Raw genomic sequence first — 15,493 nt, 5'->3', positions numbered from 1 at the left:
CAAAACGATTTGACTTGGCTGAAATTAGAATTATCAATAAATTGTTTTGATGAACATGCCTAATTGTCTGAAACGCGAGTCTATTTATGAAACTTTTCCTCTTTAAACTCACTCTTATTATCCTCTGCTTAACCAACACGACTCTTCTCCAAGGGGTCTATATTCAAATCTTCCAAACGACTGTAAACGGAGGAATTACAGCAACCGGCAACACATTAGGCTTGAGCAACATCCTTGGAACAAATCAGCCTGGAACGAATGATGGGATCGGAGCTTTTATCACTCAAGACACGAGTTCTCGTGTCAACAATTACCCATTTGGAACCACTCTTGACTATGAAGAAAATGGCTCGCTTGCCTTTCTAGATTTGCCTCCAGGAAGTGTTGTTCTTCATGCCGAACTCATTTGGAGTGGAAGTTATGGTCAAGGCACCAACATTACCATCCCTTTAATCAACTCGACCTCAGTTGAATTTGTGACTCCTGATGGAACAAGCCATTCCATTGCGCCAAAAGCTGTATATCCAAATGGCACTGGTCAGACAGTTCCACCTGAATATTACGTTAGAACGCAAGACGTCACAACTTTAGTTGCTGCGTTTTTTGCCTCAAACCCCACTAGTACTTATAGTCGACCTTATATTACAGGGAATGTTCCTGCAACAATTGCAGCAAGCATAGATGATAATGTTGCAGGCTGGACCTTACTTGTTGCGTTTGAAAATGAAAGTATGAATACCCACCAACTGACACTTTATGGGGCATTTGAAAACAATAATGCCCCTCCTTTGGCTTTAACAGGTTTTCAGACTCCTACTTCGGGCTTGCTTTCAGGATCTCTGTTTATTACCACTTTGGAGGGAGATGCCCGTGCAAGTGGAGATCAAATGCGTGTAGGACCTGGAACGAATAACCCGCCAACAGGCGTTCTTTCTGGACCAAACAACCCCGCAAATAATTTTTTCTCAAGCCAGATCAACACCCTATTGACTTATACAACTGATGTGAATACAGGAAAACTTGTCCAATCACCCTCCGGATTATTAGACACCAGAGGCTCTTTTGGAACCGTCAATCATAACGCCTTTGCAGGACAAAATGTAACCGGAGGTAGGCAAGGATGGGACATCGCTAAAGTCGACATCTCTTCACAGCTTGTCAATAACCAAACTCAATTGTTTACGCAAGGAGTATCTAGCTCCGAAGGTTTCTTCATATGTGGTTTAGGGCTGCAGATCCAACAGAACGCACCTCTCATTGTTGCAACAAAAACCGCCTCTCCAATTAACGTGATGCCTAGCGATACTGTCACCTTTACCATGGAATTCGAAAATGTTGGGCAAGAAAGCGCCATAAATCTTACTTTTTTTGATGTTTTGCCTTCCGGTTTAACGTTTGACAGTGGGACCTTCAACCTTTCTGTAAATGGCGCACCACCTGTAAACATCCCGATTACAGCAGGTGATCTCACAACAGGTGTTGACTTGAGTCAACTCGTGCCCAGCTTAGATGTCACTGACATCATCACCATCACCTTCGATGTGACCGTGTCAACCTTTTCACCAAGTTATGACAACGCAGCTCAACTCAATTATGAGCCACTGACACAAGCCCTTAACTTAACTGCGCAAACAAACATTGTGACATTGATTTCTTCTCTAAATGCTCCAACAGCGAATCCTGAGTCCTACACAACAGTTGTCAATACACCGTTAACCATTTCAGCGCCTGGGGTTCTCACTAACGACACTGGGACCTCCTTAACTGCGATGCCTATAAATAATTTCCCCACAACATTGGGTGGCCAGGTCTCTATTTTTGTAGACGGCTCGTTTACCTACACCCCACCCACCAACTACTCCGGTTCTGGCGGTGGCGCAGACACCTTTGATTATACCGCTGTTCAAGTCGACCTGCAAACCGCTACAAGTACAGTCACAGTTACGATCACTCCCCAAGCTGTAAGTGATTTTGGAAGCGTCGCGGCAAATACAACCCTTAATTCCCTCGCAAGCATCTTAAGTAACGACCTTGGCTCGACCCCATTCCAGCTAGTGAATTATACGCAACCAGTAGTTGCAGGAAGCTCTGTTACTGTCGATCCGGCCGGTAATTACATTTACAACCCAGAAAACAGATTTTCCGGCCTAGATAGTTTTGGCTACACGATGGCAGACTTTTTTTCCCAACAAAGCCTTGGCACCGTCACGATAAACGTTCTTCCAGCAGCTGTTGATGATGTCGGCACCACACCAGCCAATACCACACTTAACGGAGCCTCTGTTTTTGCGAACGACCCATCACTTGGAACACTCACTGGCTTTCAAAACCCCTCCGCTCAAGGAGGAACCGTTACGATGATCGCTACAGGCCCCAATGCTGGCACTTACACCTATATCCCTCCTTTGAATTTTTCAGGCTTAGACACATTTACATACACCATCTCAGATGGCGTCAATCCACCTGTCACCTCGACAGTGCGCATCACAGTGACCCCAATTGCACAACCCGATACGGCTACCACTTTTGTAAATACCCCTTTAAATCAAACCACCCCCGTGCTAAATAACGATATAGGAACAGGACTCTTTGTTGCCTCAACCGGAACGATTGCTACAGTCCAAAATGGAACAGTTGCGATGAACGCTAACGGAACCTACACTTATCTGCCTCCTCTTAATTCGACAGGAGACGACAGCTTTAACTACACTCTTGAAGATCAAGCAGGCAGCCAATCGATAGCAGAAGTCATCATTAAGCTCCTTCCTGTTTTAAATAACGACTTTGAGATGACCTTTATCAACACTCTACTCATCGGTTCTAGCGTTCTTGCAAATGATACCAACCCGAACGAATTGATTATTGTCGCCAATCAAATGCAATCCGACGCAGGAGGCATGGCCACCATGAACGTCGATGGAACCTTTTGCTACACCCCTCCACCTAACTTCATCGGAACAGACCGTTTCTCTTACACTGCCCAAGACCCGAACGGAGACCAAAGCACCGCTTTTGTCTCCATCAATGTCATTCCTAGACCGGTCCCACCCCCGCCAGAAAACTTCTTCGGATGCATAGAAAAATACGAATTTCTCAACAAAAATGAATACCGACTCTCGACCACCTGGACTGCTCCTAACTCTCCCACCATCAATATTTCTGCCTATAGAATTTATCGGAACGGTCAATTAGCCCAAACAATTCCAGCAGGCCCCACCCTTATTTTTGAAAGATTTTCCAGCTCAAGAAAGTCTCTTTCCGGCTATGAAATTGCCTCTGTTAGTGACTTTGGAGTCGAGAGCCCACGCGTAAAACTAGAAATTATAAAAAAGTAATCAGGTTATGAGTTTATTTATCCGCACCATCTGCTTCATTGCATGCATTTTATCGTTACAAGCGTTTGCCACTTCCCAAGACGCACCGCAGATCTCCTTGTCTGGACGCATCGCAGCCTTTTTCCCCCAGTCTAGCCGTTTCCAAAGAATATATGGACACAGTCTCCCCGTTTATGGAGCACAAGTCACCGCGCAATGGCACCCGTCTTGGGAGCTGTGGACAACCCTAGACGGCTACTCTAAAGATAGTCGAAAATATACCGATCAGACCAACTCATCGGTCACAACCTTCACCTTAAGTGTCGGTATTAACTACCTTTTCAAACCCATGCCTAAACTAGACCTCGGCCTTGGACTTGGTCCGATCTTGGGAGTGATTCATCTCAATAACCGGTCTTGGAGCAAACGGGAAAAAACAACCTCCTTTTTAACTAGTGGAGTGGCACGTTTAGATACACGTTGGTGGATTCAACCAAACGTATTTTTCACATTGTTTACCGATTACTCCTATCAGCTCACGTTTCTGCAAAACCATGTCAATGTAGGAGGGACAAAACTAGGCGTCGGATTGGGTGGGAAGTTTTAGATAGTGTCGTCGCAAGAGGGGCAATAAAGAAGCGGCTGATGTAGGAAGCCCAAATTAGGCTTTCAAAGAAAGGCAACGATGAAATTTTCTCCATGAGACGTTTAAGGATTGACCAACTTGTGACGACACTATCTAGAAAAGACTAGGCCAAATTAAGAAACTTGATGGAGGAAGACATATTCGAGGAGCGAAAAGGTTCTCTTGGACTCGAGATCCGCCTCATCGATGTAAAACCAATAGCCGTGGTGATTCACTGCAACAAAGGCACTTTCAGGATAGCTTTTGCTCCATCGAATAGTAATGAGATCTCCAACCACCTGAGCCCAATCAAAAGGAGCGCCTTCTTCATCAGCTGTGATAATCAATGCCTGTGACTCAAGGTCTTTAGGTGGAACTTGAACTCCAAAGCTCAAATACTGCAAACATTCGAGAAGAGAACGGGTATAAATCCCCGATTCAACATTATGGACAAGAGTAAACTGATAAGGCGTTCGTTTCTTTTTTGTGATCTTAAGAAAATCAGCGAGCCGATCTGTTTCTTCAGTGCTGGGAGGAAGTGAGAGTTGCAAAACTTTCTCATAAACTGCAGCAGGTTTCGTTTCTCCTTCAGGAACTTCCTTCTCTTTTAAAGAAGCTTTCACTTCGACCTGTCTTTGAATATGGGCCTCTTGAAGCAAACCTGCAAGAGTTAAAAAGTCCCTAAATTGGGGTGCAAAGCGAGGAATGGGGCCTGAACGACTTTCTACATTGATATGATTCCCAAGCCGTTTCACGAGGATACGAAAGACCTGCACTTGTGGTTCAATAGGCGTCATGAATTGCTGAGAAAAGTTGAAACGACTGAGTTCGGGATAGGTTTCGATGCCGGTTGGGATTTTCGTGGCTCCCGTCACGGCCGTCTTGACGAAATGGGAAAATTTACTGAGCGCGCTGCGATGATCTACAACTGTGTTATGCACCACAAAAAAGGGAGGTTCACTATAGCGTAACCTAACGATGTTGAGTAAAATTTCTCGATGAAGGGTCGTTTGAGCTGAGTCATTGTAAAGAGCATGATTTTCATCGCTCTGCATGCGTTCACAGCTACTTGCAGCTAGTAACATGCACATGACTAAGAAAACCTTGAACATTCTCATCGGATCACCCGAATTTTTTCAAACGTAATCCTAATAAGAGCGACGATTTTTTCGCTAGGACAAATTACTGATGAAAATGAAGATCCGTCTCTCGTTTACCGATCCCATATTTCAAGCGGTAGTCTGCTAAAGCAACTGCCGCTTCATGCGTAGAGAAATTGTTCTGGTCGGCAATTTCATAAATGGTGAGGAGTTGACGGTAAATCTCATTCACCCTTTGGCGTGAAATCACCGCATCGTACCCCTTAGAAGAGAGCTCACAAAGGACATTGACAAGTCCTCCAGCATTGACGACAAAGTCTGGCGCGTAAAGAATTCTACGCGCAGCCATCAGCCTTGCATCTGACTCTTTTAGCAGCTGGTTGTTGCTAGCTCCTACGACAGCACGGCATTGGAGCTTTGGAATGGTCTTTTCATTTAAGATCCCTCCCATTGCGCAAGGAGCAAGGATGTCACAAGGAATTTCGAGAATCTCAGCAGGCTGAACAACTTTTGCGCGATATTGACGAGCAATCCGCTTCGCTTTTTCCAAGTCGATATCCGATACAATTAAATGCGCGCCTGCCCAGAAGAGATACTCCATGAGACAAACGCCAACACTTCCAACTCCTTGAATCGCGACCGTTTTGCCTTCAAGTGAATCTGTTCCAAAAAGCCGTTTAGCGGTTGCTTAGATGCCACGGAATACCCCCCAAGCTGTGTAAGGAGAGGGATTGCCGCTACCCATTTCGTGATTGAGGCCACAAACATAGGGAGTCGTCTCCCGGATCACCATACAATCATCAAGGCCACATCCAATATCTTCGGCACAAACATACTGCCCTTTTAAGCGATCAACAGCTCGACCAAATGATTGGAGTAGCTCAGGAGTCTTTTGAGTCTTGGAATCGGCAATGATCACACTTTTTCCACCGCCAAGCCCAGTTTGAGCAATGGCTGATTTATAAGTCATCCCTTTAGAAAGCCGAAGAACATCAGTCAGCGCCTCATCAAATTTTTGATAGGGGTAGATACGCGTTCCACCCAGCGCTGGTCCAAGTGTTGTATTGTGAATCGCAATGATGGCTTGCAATCCAGAGGTAGAGTCCTCCACTTTGAGAACCTTTTCATAGCCTGGCACCTCGAGCGCCTTTTCCAGAATCCCCATACATCTGTCTCCAGCTGAAATTTTGTCCAAAAGCATACCAAGAAAAAGCAAAAAAACAAAATCTCAAAGAATATCTTTGTGTTGCGGGATAATAGTAGAATCAGATAAGCTCATCTCTCCAAAAATAGTAGGATTTGCAGATGACAAACTCTGTCATTACGAAAAGTTTAAAAGACTTATTGGCTGACTTTTTAAAGAACAATAAAAAGGCCGATTTATTAACGACTTATTTCTTTTTCTTAGAAAAGAAGTATAATATTCAGCCTGTTTGTTTTCTTCGTGAAAAGACAATTTACCAAAGTAAAGAAGAAATTTTAAAAAAAGCCGAAGACGAAGGCAAGCTTTGGCGCGAGACTGAGATTAAAATTCAAGTTGGAACGCCTGCCGTCAATGAAGGAACAAAGAAAATTTATATTTGTCCTTTCACGGGAAAGGTGTTTGGAGATAACACCCACCCCAACCCACAAGACGCCATCTACGACTGGGTTTCTAAGTGCCCAGAAAATACAGAGCGCGTTGATGGGATGCGCGTCAAACGTTTTTTTGTCTCTGAAGACCCAGAAGTGATTAAAAACTACATCCAAAAACGGAAAGAACCGATTACGAAAATCGTCTTTTCTTCAGGTTTGACAGGGAAGCTCTTTAACAGCAAAAAGGCTGTGATTGAAGACTTTGAAAAGAATCAACTCAAGGCCATGCCCCTACTGGACGTCCCTAGTCAAAACCGCTTCCAAATCGAAGCCCATTTCTTGAGCTTCATCGAGGAGCAACTCGATGAAACTAAGATCACAGCTTTCGTAGAAGCGATGAGTGAACATGATGAGTTTTCAACACATGTTGAGCGCTGGGTCGAAGAAAATAAGTAAGACGAGCTCTTCTCTTGAAGAAACAGCAGAGATTGGGCGCTCCATTGCTAGAGATTTAGCTCCAGGGGCCATTGTTGCTTTTTTTGGAGATCTTGGAGCTGGTAAAACCACCCTCATCAAATCCCTTGCGTCAGGATTGACGGGAATTGACCCGCATGAAGTGAGCAGTCCCACTTTCACTTACCTTCACATCTACAAAGGAACATGTCCAGTCTATCATTTCGATCTCTATCGACTAAAAAATGCGGCTGACTTTTTAGCGCGAGGCTTTGATGAATATTTTGATGCAGGTGGTATTTGCTTGATCGAGTGGGCTGAGAGAATCGATCCCATTTTGCCAGAGCACACTCAACGTCTTGAGATCAAACACCTAGATGAAAACAAACGGACTTTCACTTTTTTATGAAAAAAATCCTATTTAAACAGGCCCGCTTTATCACCTCAGCACTCAAAGAAGACGAGTGTCCGACCTTGCAAAATTCCCAAGGGAACCCTCTCCCAGAAATGGCCATTGTTGGAAGGTCAAACGTTGGGAAATCTTCCCTACTCAACCATCTCATGCAAAGCAAAACACTCGCGAAAGTCTCCTCGAAACCTGGAAAAACCCAACGCATCAACTACTTTCTCATTGACGAAACACTTTTGCTTGTCGACCTGCCCGGTTATGGCTATGCAAAAGTCGATAAGGCAACCAAGCAGAATTGGGCCATTCACTTAGAAAACTATCTCAATCAACGCGACTCTCTCAAACTTCTCCTATTTTTACTCGATAGTAGACGGACTCCGAATGACGATGATTTAGCCTTTCTCGAATGGGCACACTTCCACAAGCTCCCTGTGATTTTAGTGCTGACAAAAACAGATAAACTCAAAGAAATCGAAAAAAAGAAACAAACTGAAATCATCTTAAATACATTAAGTCGTGAGAAAAGCTTGAGTGGATTGCCCCTTGTCCACTATTCTGTCAAAGAAGGTAAGTGCAAACACCAATTAATTGAAGTGATCAACAAAGAGCTATGGGGCTAATCCAAGACGATACATTTGTTTGTTTTGACTGCGAAGCAACGGGTCTCGACCCAAGAAAAGATGAGATCATCGAAATTGCTGCAGCAAAGTTTACGTTCAATCAGATTCTTGATTCTCGCGAAGATTTGATTGAACCTACTTGCTCTATTCCTCAACACACCATCGAAATTCATCACATCACAGATGAAATGGTGCGAGGAAAACCAAAGATTCAAGATGTCTTAGCAGAATATCTCGAATTCTTTTCCGGACACGTGATCATTGGACATGGAATTCCCTTTGACATTGCAATTGTCGAAGCCGCAGCTCAAAAGTTTCGGATTCCTTCTAAACTCTCAAAGCTTCCCTTTATCGATACCCTCCGCCTTGCAAGACTCTATGGGGAAAGTCCAACAAATTCACTTGAAATGCTTCGTTCTCACTTCAATATCAAACCTCATGGTGCCCATCGAGCAATGAACGATGTCCATGTCAACATCGAAGTCTTCAAACACCTTTCTAGCAAATTCAAAACCACCCAAGAAGTATTAAAACGTCTAGAAAGGCCAATTCAACTCAAGGCCATGCCACTTGGAAAACACAAAGGACGCCCTTTCAAGGAAATCCCTTCAGAATACCTCCAATGGGCCGCTAAACAAAACTTCGATCAAGACTTACTCTTCTCAGTGCGCAGTGAGTTGAAAAAAAGAAAAACGGGGAAATCTTTTGGTCAAGCAAGCAACCCCTTTAGTGGATTATGAAATATTCCCTCCAAGATTTAGAACTGAAAGGACAAAAAATTCTCATGCGAGTCGACTTTAATGTCCCCGTTGATGACGATGGCTCGGTCCGAGATGACACCCGTATCCGACTTGCACTCCCTTCTATAGAATATGTGATCAACCAGGGTGGACGACTCATTCTCATCAGCCATTTCAAACGCCCTAAAGGAAAAAAAGATCCCAAATTTTCCCTGAAACACATTGCAGAATACCTCTCTAAGCTACTTGAAAAACCTGTCCCTTTAGCACCGGAGTGCACAGGACCAGAGGTCGAGAAGATGGTTGAAAAAATGCAGGATGGAGACGTCCTCCTTCTCGAAAATATACGGTTTTACCCAGCAGAGGAGCACCCTGAAAAAGATCCCGAGTTTGAAAAAAACTTAGCAAAACTCGGCGATGCTTACGTCAACGATGCATTTGGAGCAGCTCATCGAAAGCACACATCAACCGCTCTTTTAGCAAATCATTTCCCCGAAAAGAATGCGCTTGGCTTCTTGATGGAAAAAGAAGTATCGTTTTTTTCAAAATTGATACGCAATCCCAAGCGACCTTTCTACGCCATTATCGGAGGAGCAAAAGTTGGAACAAAAATCGGAGTGCTTCAAGCCTTGACCGATACCATCGACGCAATTTTTATCGGTGGAGGGATGGCTTTCACATTCATGAAGGCGCAAGGACTTTCAATCGGAGATTCCCTTTGTGAAGATGAACATCTTGAAACGGCTCAAAACTTTCTCAAAAAATGCGCCGAAAAAGCGATTCAAGTTTACTTTCCCTCTGATTATATCATTGCTTCAGAGTTTTCTAACAACGCTCCACGGAAAGTCGCCATAGCAAAAGACGGGATCCCACCTGGCTGGCGCGGAATGGATATTGGCCCCGATACCATCGACCATTGGAAAAAAGTGCTGCAGCAAGGGTCAACAATTTTTTGGAATGGTCCTATGGGAGTCTTTGAGTTTTCTCACTTTGCCGAAGGAACTCATTCCCTCGCAGTCATGCTTGCAGATCTAGGATCCACCGTTGTCGTCGGAGGAGGCGATTCTGTCGCTGCCATTAATGCGATGGGGCTTCAAAAAAGTTTTACACATGTCTCTTCTGGAGGAGGAGCCGCCTTAGAATTCATTGAATTTGGCCACCTTCCAGGATTAGATGCACTCTCTGACCGTTAGTTGTTGTATAATAAGCTGCACCTGCTATAATGAGGGGCAAATGAAACAAGGCGTTTTTCGCGAGGCAAGCCTCACAAATGACTCAAAAAATTCTTAGACGAGGGCCGTTGTGCAATCCGAGCAGCTAACCTCTCGCCAAGTTAGAAGTCTCTCCTCCACATTACCATCATACACGCCCGCATACAGTCAAAACCCAATCAGATTTAATCCAAACGAACCTATGGGGATCTATGTCAACACCGACTGATGTGAGTTTCAGCAAGTGGCGCTCATTTTTGTGGCCGATTCAAGGAAAAGAAATTAAAAAATTTCTCCCTCTCCTCCTGATTTATGCTCTCATTTGTCTTAACTACAGCGTGTTGAAAGCTGCTAAGGATGCCCTTGTAATCACAGCTCCTGGGTCAGGCGCAGAAGCGATCCCTTTTATTAAAGTTTGGGTCATTCTTCCCATGGCACTCCTTGTGACATATCTCTTCACCCGCTTATTCAATCGCTATAGCCAAGAAAAATTATTTTACATCATGATTGGCAGCTTTCTCGCGTTTTTCATGGTGTTTGCACTCGTACTCTATCCTCTACGTGATATTCTACATCCACACGATACCGCTGACAAATTGCAAGCGATGCTCCCGCAGGGATTCCAAGGCCTCATTTCGATTTTCCGCAACTGGTCGTACACCCTCTTTTACGTCATGTCTGAGCTGTGGGGAACCGCAATCATGGCTGTCCTCTTTTGGGGTTTCACCAACGAAATCACCTCGGTAGGAGAAGCCAAAAGGTATTACGGGATTCTCAGTGTAGGAGCCAACGTTGCAGCCATTTTTTCAGGTCACATCACGATTTTTCTTTCCATGCAGGCCTTTGACTTATCGGCTATTTTTGGAGCAGACCGCTGGGGACAATCGCTTGGGCTCGTTACCTCTGTTGTCGTTGCTGCAGGTCTCCTCACCATGGGCATTTTCAGATGGTACAATAAGCGAGTCATTAACCGTGATGAAGCGCTGCTAAAAATCCAAAGAGATCACACTGAAAAGAAAAAAACGATGAAATTGGGGATGCGGAAGAACTTTGCCTACCTCGCGAAATCAAAGTATCTCATCTGTATTGCCATTCTGGTTGTGGGATTCAATGTTGCAATCAACATGATTGAAATTATTTGGAAAGATCAAATTAAAGAACTTTATCCCAATCCTAACGACTTCAACGCTTACATGGGTAAGGTTCTCATCGCAATTGGATGGGTCTCAACTTTTGTGGGACTTCTCCTTTGCAGCAACTTGATCAGACGTTTGGGCTGGACCTTTAGCGCTCTGATTACACCCGTTGCACTCCTTGTGACAGGCGTCTTCTTTTTCGGTTTCATTCTCTTTAAAAGCAACCCCGCTTTGATGGGATGGACAGCAGCCATTGGCTTCACACCTCTTGCTTTAGGGGTTCTTTTTGGAACAATCCAGAATGTGATGTCCCGAGCCTGTAAATACACCCTATTTGACGCTACAAAGGAAATCGCATTTATTCCGCTTAATCCTGAATCCAAGCTAAAAGGTAAAGCTGCAATTGATGGGGTAGGATCTCGGGTAGGAAAGTCCGGTGGATCCATTGTTCACGGTGGACTCCTGATGATGTTTGGTTCCGTTTCTCTCAGTGCTCCTTATGTCGGCTTGATTTTACTAGCAGTTGTCATAGGATGGATTGGAGCAACCCGTTCTCTTGGTCGCCAGTTCAATCGCCTCACTTCGCGTCATGAAGAACTTCAGATCAGCGACACGGAGGCGGCAAAGACCCCCGAAAAAAAGCCCTTACTTGAGACCGTTTAAACCGGTAAAGACCGGTATGCCATATCCTCCTCGGATGGCAGTTTCTACATGGCGTAGCATTTGCTCAACATGGTTTCGAAAGACTGGTTCTTGCGCAAGCTTAGGGAGCAAATAACTCCAATTGTAAATGACATTGCCGGGCACGCCAAAACGGCTTTGTCCCGATGCAAACCAAAGGAGCCAACTCGGTCTAGTAGTCATACAATAGCGCACACGAGAATGCCAATGATCAACCAGTCTTCTGTAAGGCCGAATTGAAGTTCCTCTTGAATGATCCAATCCAAGCAATAGCTATACTTTCGCCCGTCGAATAGGTCCGCCAAAACCTCTTCTTCAATAAATTTAAGAAGTGTGGCTGGATGCCCTTCTGCATAAGGGATGACATAGGCATAAATGCCTGTATTTTCCACAAAGTTTTCTCTCACAATGTCAACAAACGCATGAAGTTTCATTCCCCCTTCGAAAGGAGTCCGGCATGCTCCCACTTCCTCAATAGAATAAACCTCTGCATGGGTCCATTCCCTGGGAATATTGGCAATGTAACGGATATCTGGAAAGAGATTTCCCAAAACAAAATCACGCATGGCTTCTTGCGTTGCAATAGGGTTTTGCTCTGCCCATTTTTCGGCAAAATAAAGGTGGGTCATCGGACCCGCAGCAAAAAGAGAAAGTGGCAATAGCAGCAATGCCCATAAAAACTTTTTCATAAAAGCCTCCAGAAAAATTCATTCCAAACAGAATAGTATGATTAAAAATTAAAGTGTAGAGGCAGCTGTAAATGATGCTTTTTTTTCACGGATTATGTCATAATGATTCCCATGCAAAATATTATTGAATTTATCGCAGATCACAGTAGTTATGCGCCCTGGATGACATTTGGAATGATTATCCTAGCTGGGTTTAACATTCCCCTAAGCATTGATGTCATCATGATTGTTAGTGCTGTTTTAGCAGCAACAACCATTCCAGAGCATACGTACTCCCTTTACTTTAGCATCCTGATTGGAGCTTACTTTTCAGCATGGATTGCTTACGGAGTTGGACGGACTGTTGGCAGAAAGCTGCTGAAACTTCGATGGTTCTCTAAAATTTTGCACGAAGAACGCCTAACGAGGGTGGGTGCCTTTTACGATAAACACGGTTTTTTAACCTTGCTTTTAGGTCGCTTCATTCCGTTTGGGGTTCGCAATTGTATATTTATGACTGCAGGGATGAGCCACTCCCATTTCGGGAAGTTCGCCATGCGTGACATGGTTGCTTGTTTTGTTTGGACAACCACATGTTTTGCAGCTTTTTATAACCTTGGACTCAACTACCACATCCTGATCGAACGGGTCAAAATTATAAATATTATCATATTTTTAGCTTTCAGTGTGACGGTAATTGGTCTAGTTTGGTATAAAAAGCGTAAGAAGAAACAGGCTTCATAAGGATCCAAAAAGAGGTCGCTTTTAAAGGTTTATGCTGAACCCGCCAAATAGTCTTTCATTCTTGCGCGCCCCGCTAGCGCTTTTGTTCATCATTGATAACACTGTGATGCGCGTAGTGATCATCCTGCTTGCTATGCTCACAGACTGTATTGATGGCTATTTAGCACGACGCTACCGTTACACATCACGCTTTGGCGCTGTTTTAGATCCCATTATGGACAAGTTTTTTGTCTATATCGCCCTCTCAGTTCTGGTTTTTGAAAACCAAATGGAGCTATGGCAAGCAGGAACAATGCTAACTCGCGACTGTTTCCTCTTTATCTTTATGCTTTACCTGGGAATTTCCGGAAATTGGAAGACCTTCCAACTCCGTTCTATTCGCTGGGGAAAAGTCACGACAGCTTCCCAGTTTTGCATTTTGATTGCCATTGTCTTGAAATTCCCCATTCCAAATTTTCTCTACTTGTTCTTCATCTTATTTGGGTTCCTTGCCTTCATTGAACTCATCCAATTTTCACGTCGCACTGTACGTTAATTCAAAAATTCGTTATAGTTTTTTCAAACTATTTAAGAGTTTGTGATTTATGGATGCAATTCCCGGCTTAAGCTCGCTGTTAATTCCCGTCGAACCAACTTTTAAAAGTGTCATTCGATCTTCTTGCATCAATTTCAGTGAATGGATCATCTCTTTTCCCTTTGGCAATCCCTCTTTTGAATACTCCACTAATTTGACCCTGAAAGAAGTCGAAACAACCACGTTGCAAAAAGTTTTGCGCGTCATGACAACGGCTCTTTTTGCTTTCATTTGCTATCAAACAAAGCCTGCAATTTTTGCCCTTGCTATCCTCCCCAAAATCTATCATCGCTACACTCTCCCAGAGCAGAAATCTCCACCTCTACCAGACCCTCGTCCGACACCTCCATCGCCCCACTCCTCTGAAGAAACAGTATTTGGCCCATTAAACTCCAAAGAAAAAGTTCAGATTTCATGCCTTCTCCCTCTCATTGATTATTTCTTAAGCCTCAATGATTATGGAGCAGCCCACCATGTTGTAAAAGCCACATCCTACAATATCTACTCCCAAGCACCTACTTTAGGGCTAAAAGAACTCGAAGTCTTTGTTTTGGAAGGTAAATCGAAGGAAGCCAAATCTTGTGCACAACAACTCACTTCCAGTATCAAAACTGCCGAAACCATGAAAGCTCTTTTGCCACAAATTATACAGCAGCTGCTCAATTGAGAACTCATCGAGCTTGCTCATGAGCTGGCGCTTAAATACCCAACAGAAGACTCGGAGCCTGAGTTCCTTCTTGTCGGTCATTATCTCTCTACAGGAAACAACGCAAAAGCAAATGCTTTCTTAGATCAATACAAGATCGATAAGCGAGAAAAACTGATGGATTATTTTAAAAAGAAGAAACAATATGGACTGGTCCTTTTAATTGCAGAACAAACTCCCAAACATTCCTTCTTTGGCCTTGACAAAGCCTTTTTACTTGCAAGCACTGGGCAGAGTGAAAGCGCTCGAGCCTTGATAGAAGATCATCAGACTAATCACCAATATCCCCATTCAGAGATTAAATATGCAAAAATTTTACGTGCTCTCGGAGAATGCGGGAGAGCGCTGAATACTGTTATAGATCTTTTTCTCGCACTTGGAGAGGAAACAGTACTGAAAAGCATTTATCAAAAACAAATTGCAGAATTTGTATTCCAAGAAAAAGACCTCGATCGCCTAAGGCTCATCCTTGAGAACATTAAAGAGGTCTATTTTGTCGATGATATCTACCAGCTGTACACACAACTTTGTATAGAACAGAAAAAACCAGACCTCCTTAATGACTTAATTCTCAAATACAGCCTCACTTATTCACAGAAAGATATTGTCCAACTCGGGCTGTTTGAAACCTACCTTGATCTAGATGAGCTTGAACTTGCAAAAGGACTTCTAAAGGAGCTCTATTTACCAAAAGATCGAGCCCTATTGCTCTTATGCCGGTACTACGCCAGAAAAGGATTATTTGAAGAGGCACGTGCAATCCAGCCGAAAGTTTTAGATCCACTACTCTCCATTCGGGCTACCGTGCATATCGCTGAAGAACTTCACAAAAAAAGCTCCAGGGAAGGCCTGAAGCTTGCTGGAGAGATTTTAGACAAAGTCCTCAACATGCCAAGAGATGCTTGATATCAGCTTCACAATCTGATAAAATTTTCGG

Annotated in this window: 18 protein-coding genes; 12 read left to right on the top strand and 6 right to left on the bottom strand. The window is 43.8% G+C overall.

The window, feature by feature from the left end:
- The first annotated feature begins 86 nt into the window (after positions 1–86).
- The gene (locus tag ACOOFG_RS01400) at positions 87–3,335 is read left to right on the top strand and encodes an Ig-like domain-containing protein (RefSeq protein ID WP_420421863.1); all 3,249 of its coding nucleotides are present in this window, start codon (positions 87–89) and stop codon (positions 3,333–3,335) included.
- A gap of 7 nt (positions 3,336–3,342) precedes the next feature.
- Positions 3,343–3,921: a hypothetical protein gene (locus ACOOFG_RS01395; RefSeq protein ID WP_420421862.1), complete on the top strand. Its 579-nt coding sequence runs from the start codon at positions 3,343–3,345 to the stop codon at positions 3,919–3,921.
- Between the two features lie 152 nt (positions 3,922–4,073).
- Here ACOOFG_RS01395 and ACOOFG_RS01390 read toward each other — a convergent pair whose 3' ends face one another.
- The 4 genes from ACOOFG_RS01390 to ACOOFG_RS01375 form a co-directional block, all read right to left on the bottom strand.
- Positions 4,074–5,057, bottom strand: coding sequence for a hypothetical protein (locus ACOOFG_RS01390; protein ID WP_420421861.1), 984 nt, complete (start codon positions 5,055–5,057; stop codon positions 4,074–4,076).
- A gap of 64 nt (positions 5,058–5,121) precedes the next feature.
- On the bottom strand, positions 5,122–5,640 hold the full coding sequence (locus ACOOFG_RS01385; RefSeq protein WP_420421860.1) for a hypothetical protein: 519 nt from the start codon (positions 5,638–5,640) through the stop codon (positions 5,122–5,124).
- On the bottom strand, positions 5,607–5,738 hold the full coding sequence (locus tag ACOOFG_RS01380) for a hypothetical protein (RefSeq protein WP_420421859.1): 132 nt from the start codon (positions 5,736–5,738) through the stop codon (positions 5,607–5,609). Before ACOOFG_RS01380 ends, ACOOFG_RS01385 begins: the two co-directional genes overlap by 34 nt.
- Positions 5,728–6,204, bottom strand: coding sequence for a Glu/Leu/Phe/Val dehydrogenase dimerization domain-containing protein (locus ACOOFG_RS01375; protein ID WP_420421858.1), 477 nt, complete (start codon positions 6,202–6,204; stop codon positions 5,728–5,730). Before ACOOFG_RS01375 ends, ACOOFG_RS01380 begins: the two co-directional genes overlap by 11 nt.
- A 140-nt stretch (positions 6,205–6,344) precedes the next feature.
- Between ACOOFG_RS01375 and ACOOFG_RS01370 the strand changes: the two genes are divergently transcribed.
- The 6 genes from ACOOFG_RS01370 (at position 6,345) to ACOOFG_RS01345 (ending at position 11,846) form a co-directional block, all read left to right on the top strand.
- Positions 6,345–7,070: a DUF2709 domain-containing protein gene (locus ACOOFG_RS01370; protein WP_420421857.1), complete on the top strand. Its 726-nt coding sequence runs from the start codon at positions 6,345–6,347 to the stop codon at positions 7,068–7,070.
- Positions 7,021–7,476: a tRNA (adenosine(37)-N6)-threonylcarbamoyltransferase complex ATPase subunit type 1 TsaE gene (gene tsaE / locus ACOOFG_RS01365; RefSeq protein WP_420421856.1), complete on the top strand. Its 456-nt coding sequence runs from the start codon at positions 7,021–7,023 to the stop codon at positions 7,474–7,476. The genes ACOOFG_RS01370 and tsaE overlap by 50 nt, the downstream gene beginning before the upstream one ends.
- Entirely contained in the window at positions 7,473–8,096 is a 624-nt protein-coding gene (gene yihA / locus ACOOFG_RS01360) for a ribosome biogenesis GTP-binding protein YihA/YsxC (RefSeq protein WP_420421855.1), read from the top strand. The genes tsaE and yihA overlap by 4 nt, the downstream gene beginning before the upstream one ends.
- Complete coding sequence (locus ACOOFG_RS01355; protein ID WP_420421854.1) at positions 8,087–8,836, top strand: putative quorum-sensing-regulated virulence factor; 750 nt, start codon at positions 8,087–8,089, stop codon at positions 8,834–8,836. The genes yihA and ACOOFG_RS01355 overlap by 10 nt, the downstream gene beginning before the upstream one ends.
- Positions 8,830–10,029 carry a phosphoglycerate kinase gene (locus tag ACOOFG_RS01350; protein ID WP_420422691.1) on the top strand — a complete coding sequence of 400 codons (1,200 nt, stop codon included), beginning with the start codon at positions 8,830–8,832 and terminating at the stop codon, positions 10,027–10,029. The genes ACOOFG_RS01355 and ACOOFG_RS01350 overlap by 7 nt, the downstream gene beginning before the upstream one ends.
- A gap of 230 nt (positions 10,030–10,259) precedes the next feature.
- On the top strand, positions 10,260–11,846 hold the full coding sequence (locus tag ACOOFG_RS01345; protein WP_420421853.1) for an Npt1/Npt2 family nucleotide transporter: 1,587 nt from the start codon (positions 10,260–10,262) through the stop codon (positions 11,844–11,846).
- On the opposite strand, the gene ACOOFG_RS01340 is transcribed toward ACOOFG_RS01345, so the two are convergent.
- Both ACOOFG_RS01340 and ACOOFG_RS01335 read right to left on the bottom strand, forming a co-directional pair.
- Entirely contained in the window at positions 11,829–12,047 is a 219-nt protein-coding gene (locus ACOOFG_RS01340) for a hypothetical protein (protein WP_420421852.1), read from the bottom strand. The genes ACOOFG_RS01345 and ACOOFG_RS01340 overlap by 18 nt on opposite strands.
- The gene (locus tag ACOOFG_RS01335) at positions 12,044–12,553 is read right to left on the bottom strand and encodes a hypothetical protein (protein ID WP_420421851.1); all 510 of its coding nucleotides are present in this window, start codon (positions 12,551–12,553) and stop codon (positions 12,044–12,046) included. Before ACOOFG_RS01335 ends, ACOOFG_RS01340 begins: the two co-directional genes overlap by 4 nt.
- Before the next feature lie 111 nt (positions 12,554–12,664).
- Between ACOOFG_RS01335 and ACOOFG_RS01330 the strand changes: the two genes are divergently transcribed.
- From ACOOFG_RS01330 to ACOOFG_RS01315, 4 genes are all read left to right on the top strand, one after another.
- Complete coding sequence (locus ACOOFG_RS01330; protein ID WP_420421850.1) at positions 12,665–13,276, top strand: DedA family protein; 612 nt, start codon at positions 12,665–12,667, stop codon at positions 13,274–13,276.
- 31 nt (positions 13,277–13,307) lie between these two features.
- On the top strand, positions 13,308–13,811 hold the full coding sequence (locus tag ACOOFG_RS01325; protein WP_420421849.1) for a CDP-alcohol phosphatidyltransferase family protein: 504 nt from the start codon (positions 13,308–13,310) through the stop codon (positions 13,809–13,811).
- A 49-nt stretch (positions 13,812–13,860) separates the two neighbouring features.
- A complete protein-coding gene (locus ACOOFG_RS01320; protein WP_420421848.1) occupies positions 13,861–14,517 on the top strand; it encodes a hypothetical protein in 657 nt (218 codons plus the stop codon).
- A 156-nt stretch (positions 14,518–14,673) separates the two neighbouring features.
- Positions 14,674–15,462 (top strand): hypothetical protein, encoded by a 789-nt coding sequence (locus ACOOFG_RS01315; protein WP_420421847.1) that lies wholly within the window; start codon positions 14,674–14,676, stop codon positions 15,460–15,462.
- The last annotated feature ends 31 nt before the right edge of the window (positions 15,463–15,493 follow it).

This window comes from Simkania sp., assembly GCF_965215465.1.
Taxonomy (GTDB): Bacteria; Chlamydiota; Chlamydiia; order Chlamydiales; family Simkaniaceae; genus Simkania.
The sequence above is the reverse complement of the archived record's forward strand: the minus strand, read 5'-3'. Positions and strand labels throughout refer to the sequence as shown.

Coding starts and splice junctions, on each gene's coding strand:
- ACOOFG_RS01315 (WP_420421847.1), top strand. CDS start 14,674: ATGGATTATTTTAAAAAGAAGAAACAATATGGACTGGTCCTTTTAATT.
- ACOOFG_RS01335 (WP_420421851.1), bottom strand. CDS start 12,553: ATGAAAAAGTTTTTATGGGCATTGCTGCTATTGCCACTTTCTCTTTTT.
- ACOOFG_RS01325 (WP_420421849.1), top strand. CDS start 13,308: ATGCTGAACCCGCCAAATAGTCTTTCATTCTTGCGCGCCCCGCTAGCG.
- ACOOFG_RS01330 (WP_420421850.1), top strand. CDS start 12,665: ATGCAAAATATTATTGAATTTATCGCAGATCACAGTAGTTATGCGCCC.
- ACOOFG_RS01355 (WP_420421854.1), top strand. CDS start 8,087: ATGGGGCTAATCCAAGACGATACATTTGTTTGTTTTGACTGCGAAGCA.
- ACOOFG_RS01340 (WP_420421852.1), bottom strand. CDS start 12,047: ATGACTACTAGACCGAGTTGGCTCCTTTGGTTTGCATCGGGACAAAGC.
- ACOOFG_RS01375 (WP_420421858.1), bottom strand. CDS start 6,204: ATGGGGATTCTGGAAAAGGCGCTCGAGGTGCCAGGCTATGAAAAGGTT.
- yihA (WP_420421855.1), top strand. CDS start 7,473: ATGAAAAAAATCCTATTTAAACAGGCCCGCTTTATCACCTCAGCACTC.
- ACOOFG_RS01345 (WP_420421853.1), top strand. CDS start 10,260: ATGTCAACACCGACTGATGTGAGTTTCAGCAAGTGGCGCTCATTTTTG.
- ACOOFG_RS01400 (WP_420421863.1), top strand. CDS start 87: ATGAAACTTTTCCTCTTTAAACTCACTCTTATTATCCTCTGCTTAACC.
- ACOOFG_RS01395 (WP_420421862.1), top strand. CDS start 3,343: ATGAGTTTATTTATCCGCACCATCTGCTTCATTGCATGCATTTTATCG.
- tsaE (WP_420421856.1), top strand. CDS start 7,021: ATGATGAGTTTTCAACACATGTTGAGCGCTGGGTCGAAGAAAATAAGT.
- ACOOFG_RS01390 (WP_420421861.1), bottom strand. CDS start 5,057: ATGAGAATGTTCAAGGTTTTCTTAGTCATGTGCATGTTACTAGCTGCA.
- ACOOFG_RS01385 (WP_420421860.1), bottom strand. CDS start 5,640: ATGGAGTATCTCTTCTGGGCAGGCGCGCATTTAATTGTATCGGATATC.
- ACOOFG_RS01320 (WP_420421848.1), top strand. CDS start 13,861: ATGGATGCAATTCCCGGCTTAAGCTCGCTGTTAATTCCCGTCGAACCA.
- ACOOFG_RS01370 (WP_420421857.1), top strand. CDS start 6,345: ATGACAAACTCTGTCATTACGAAAAGTTTAAAAGACTTATTGGCTGAC.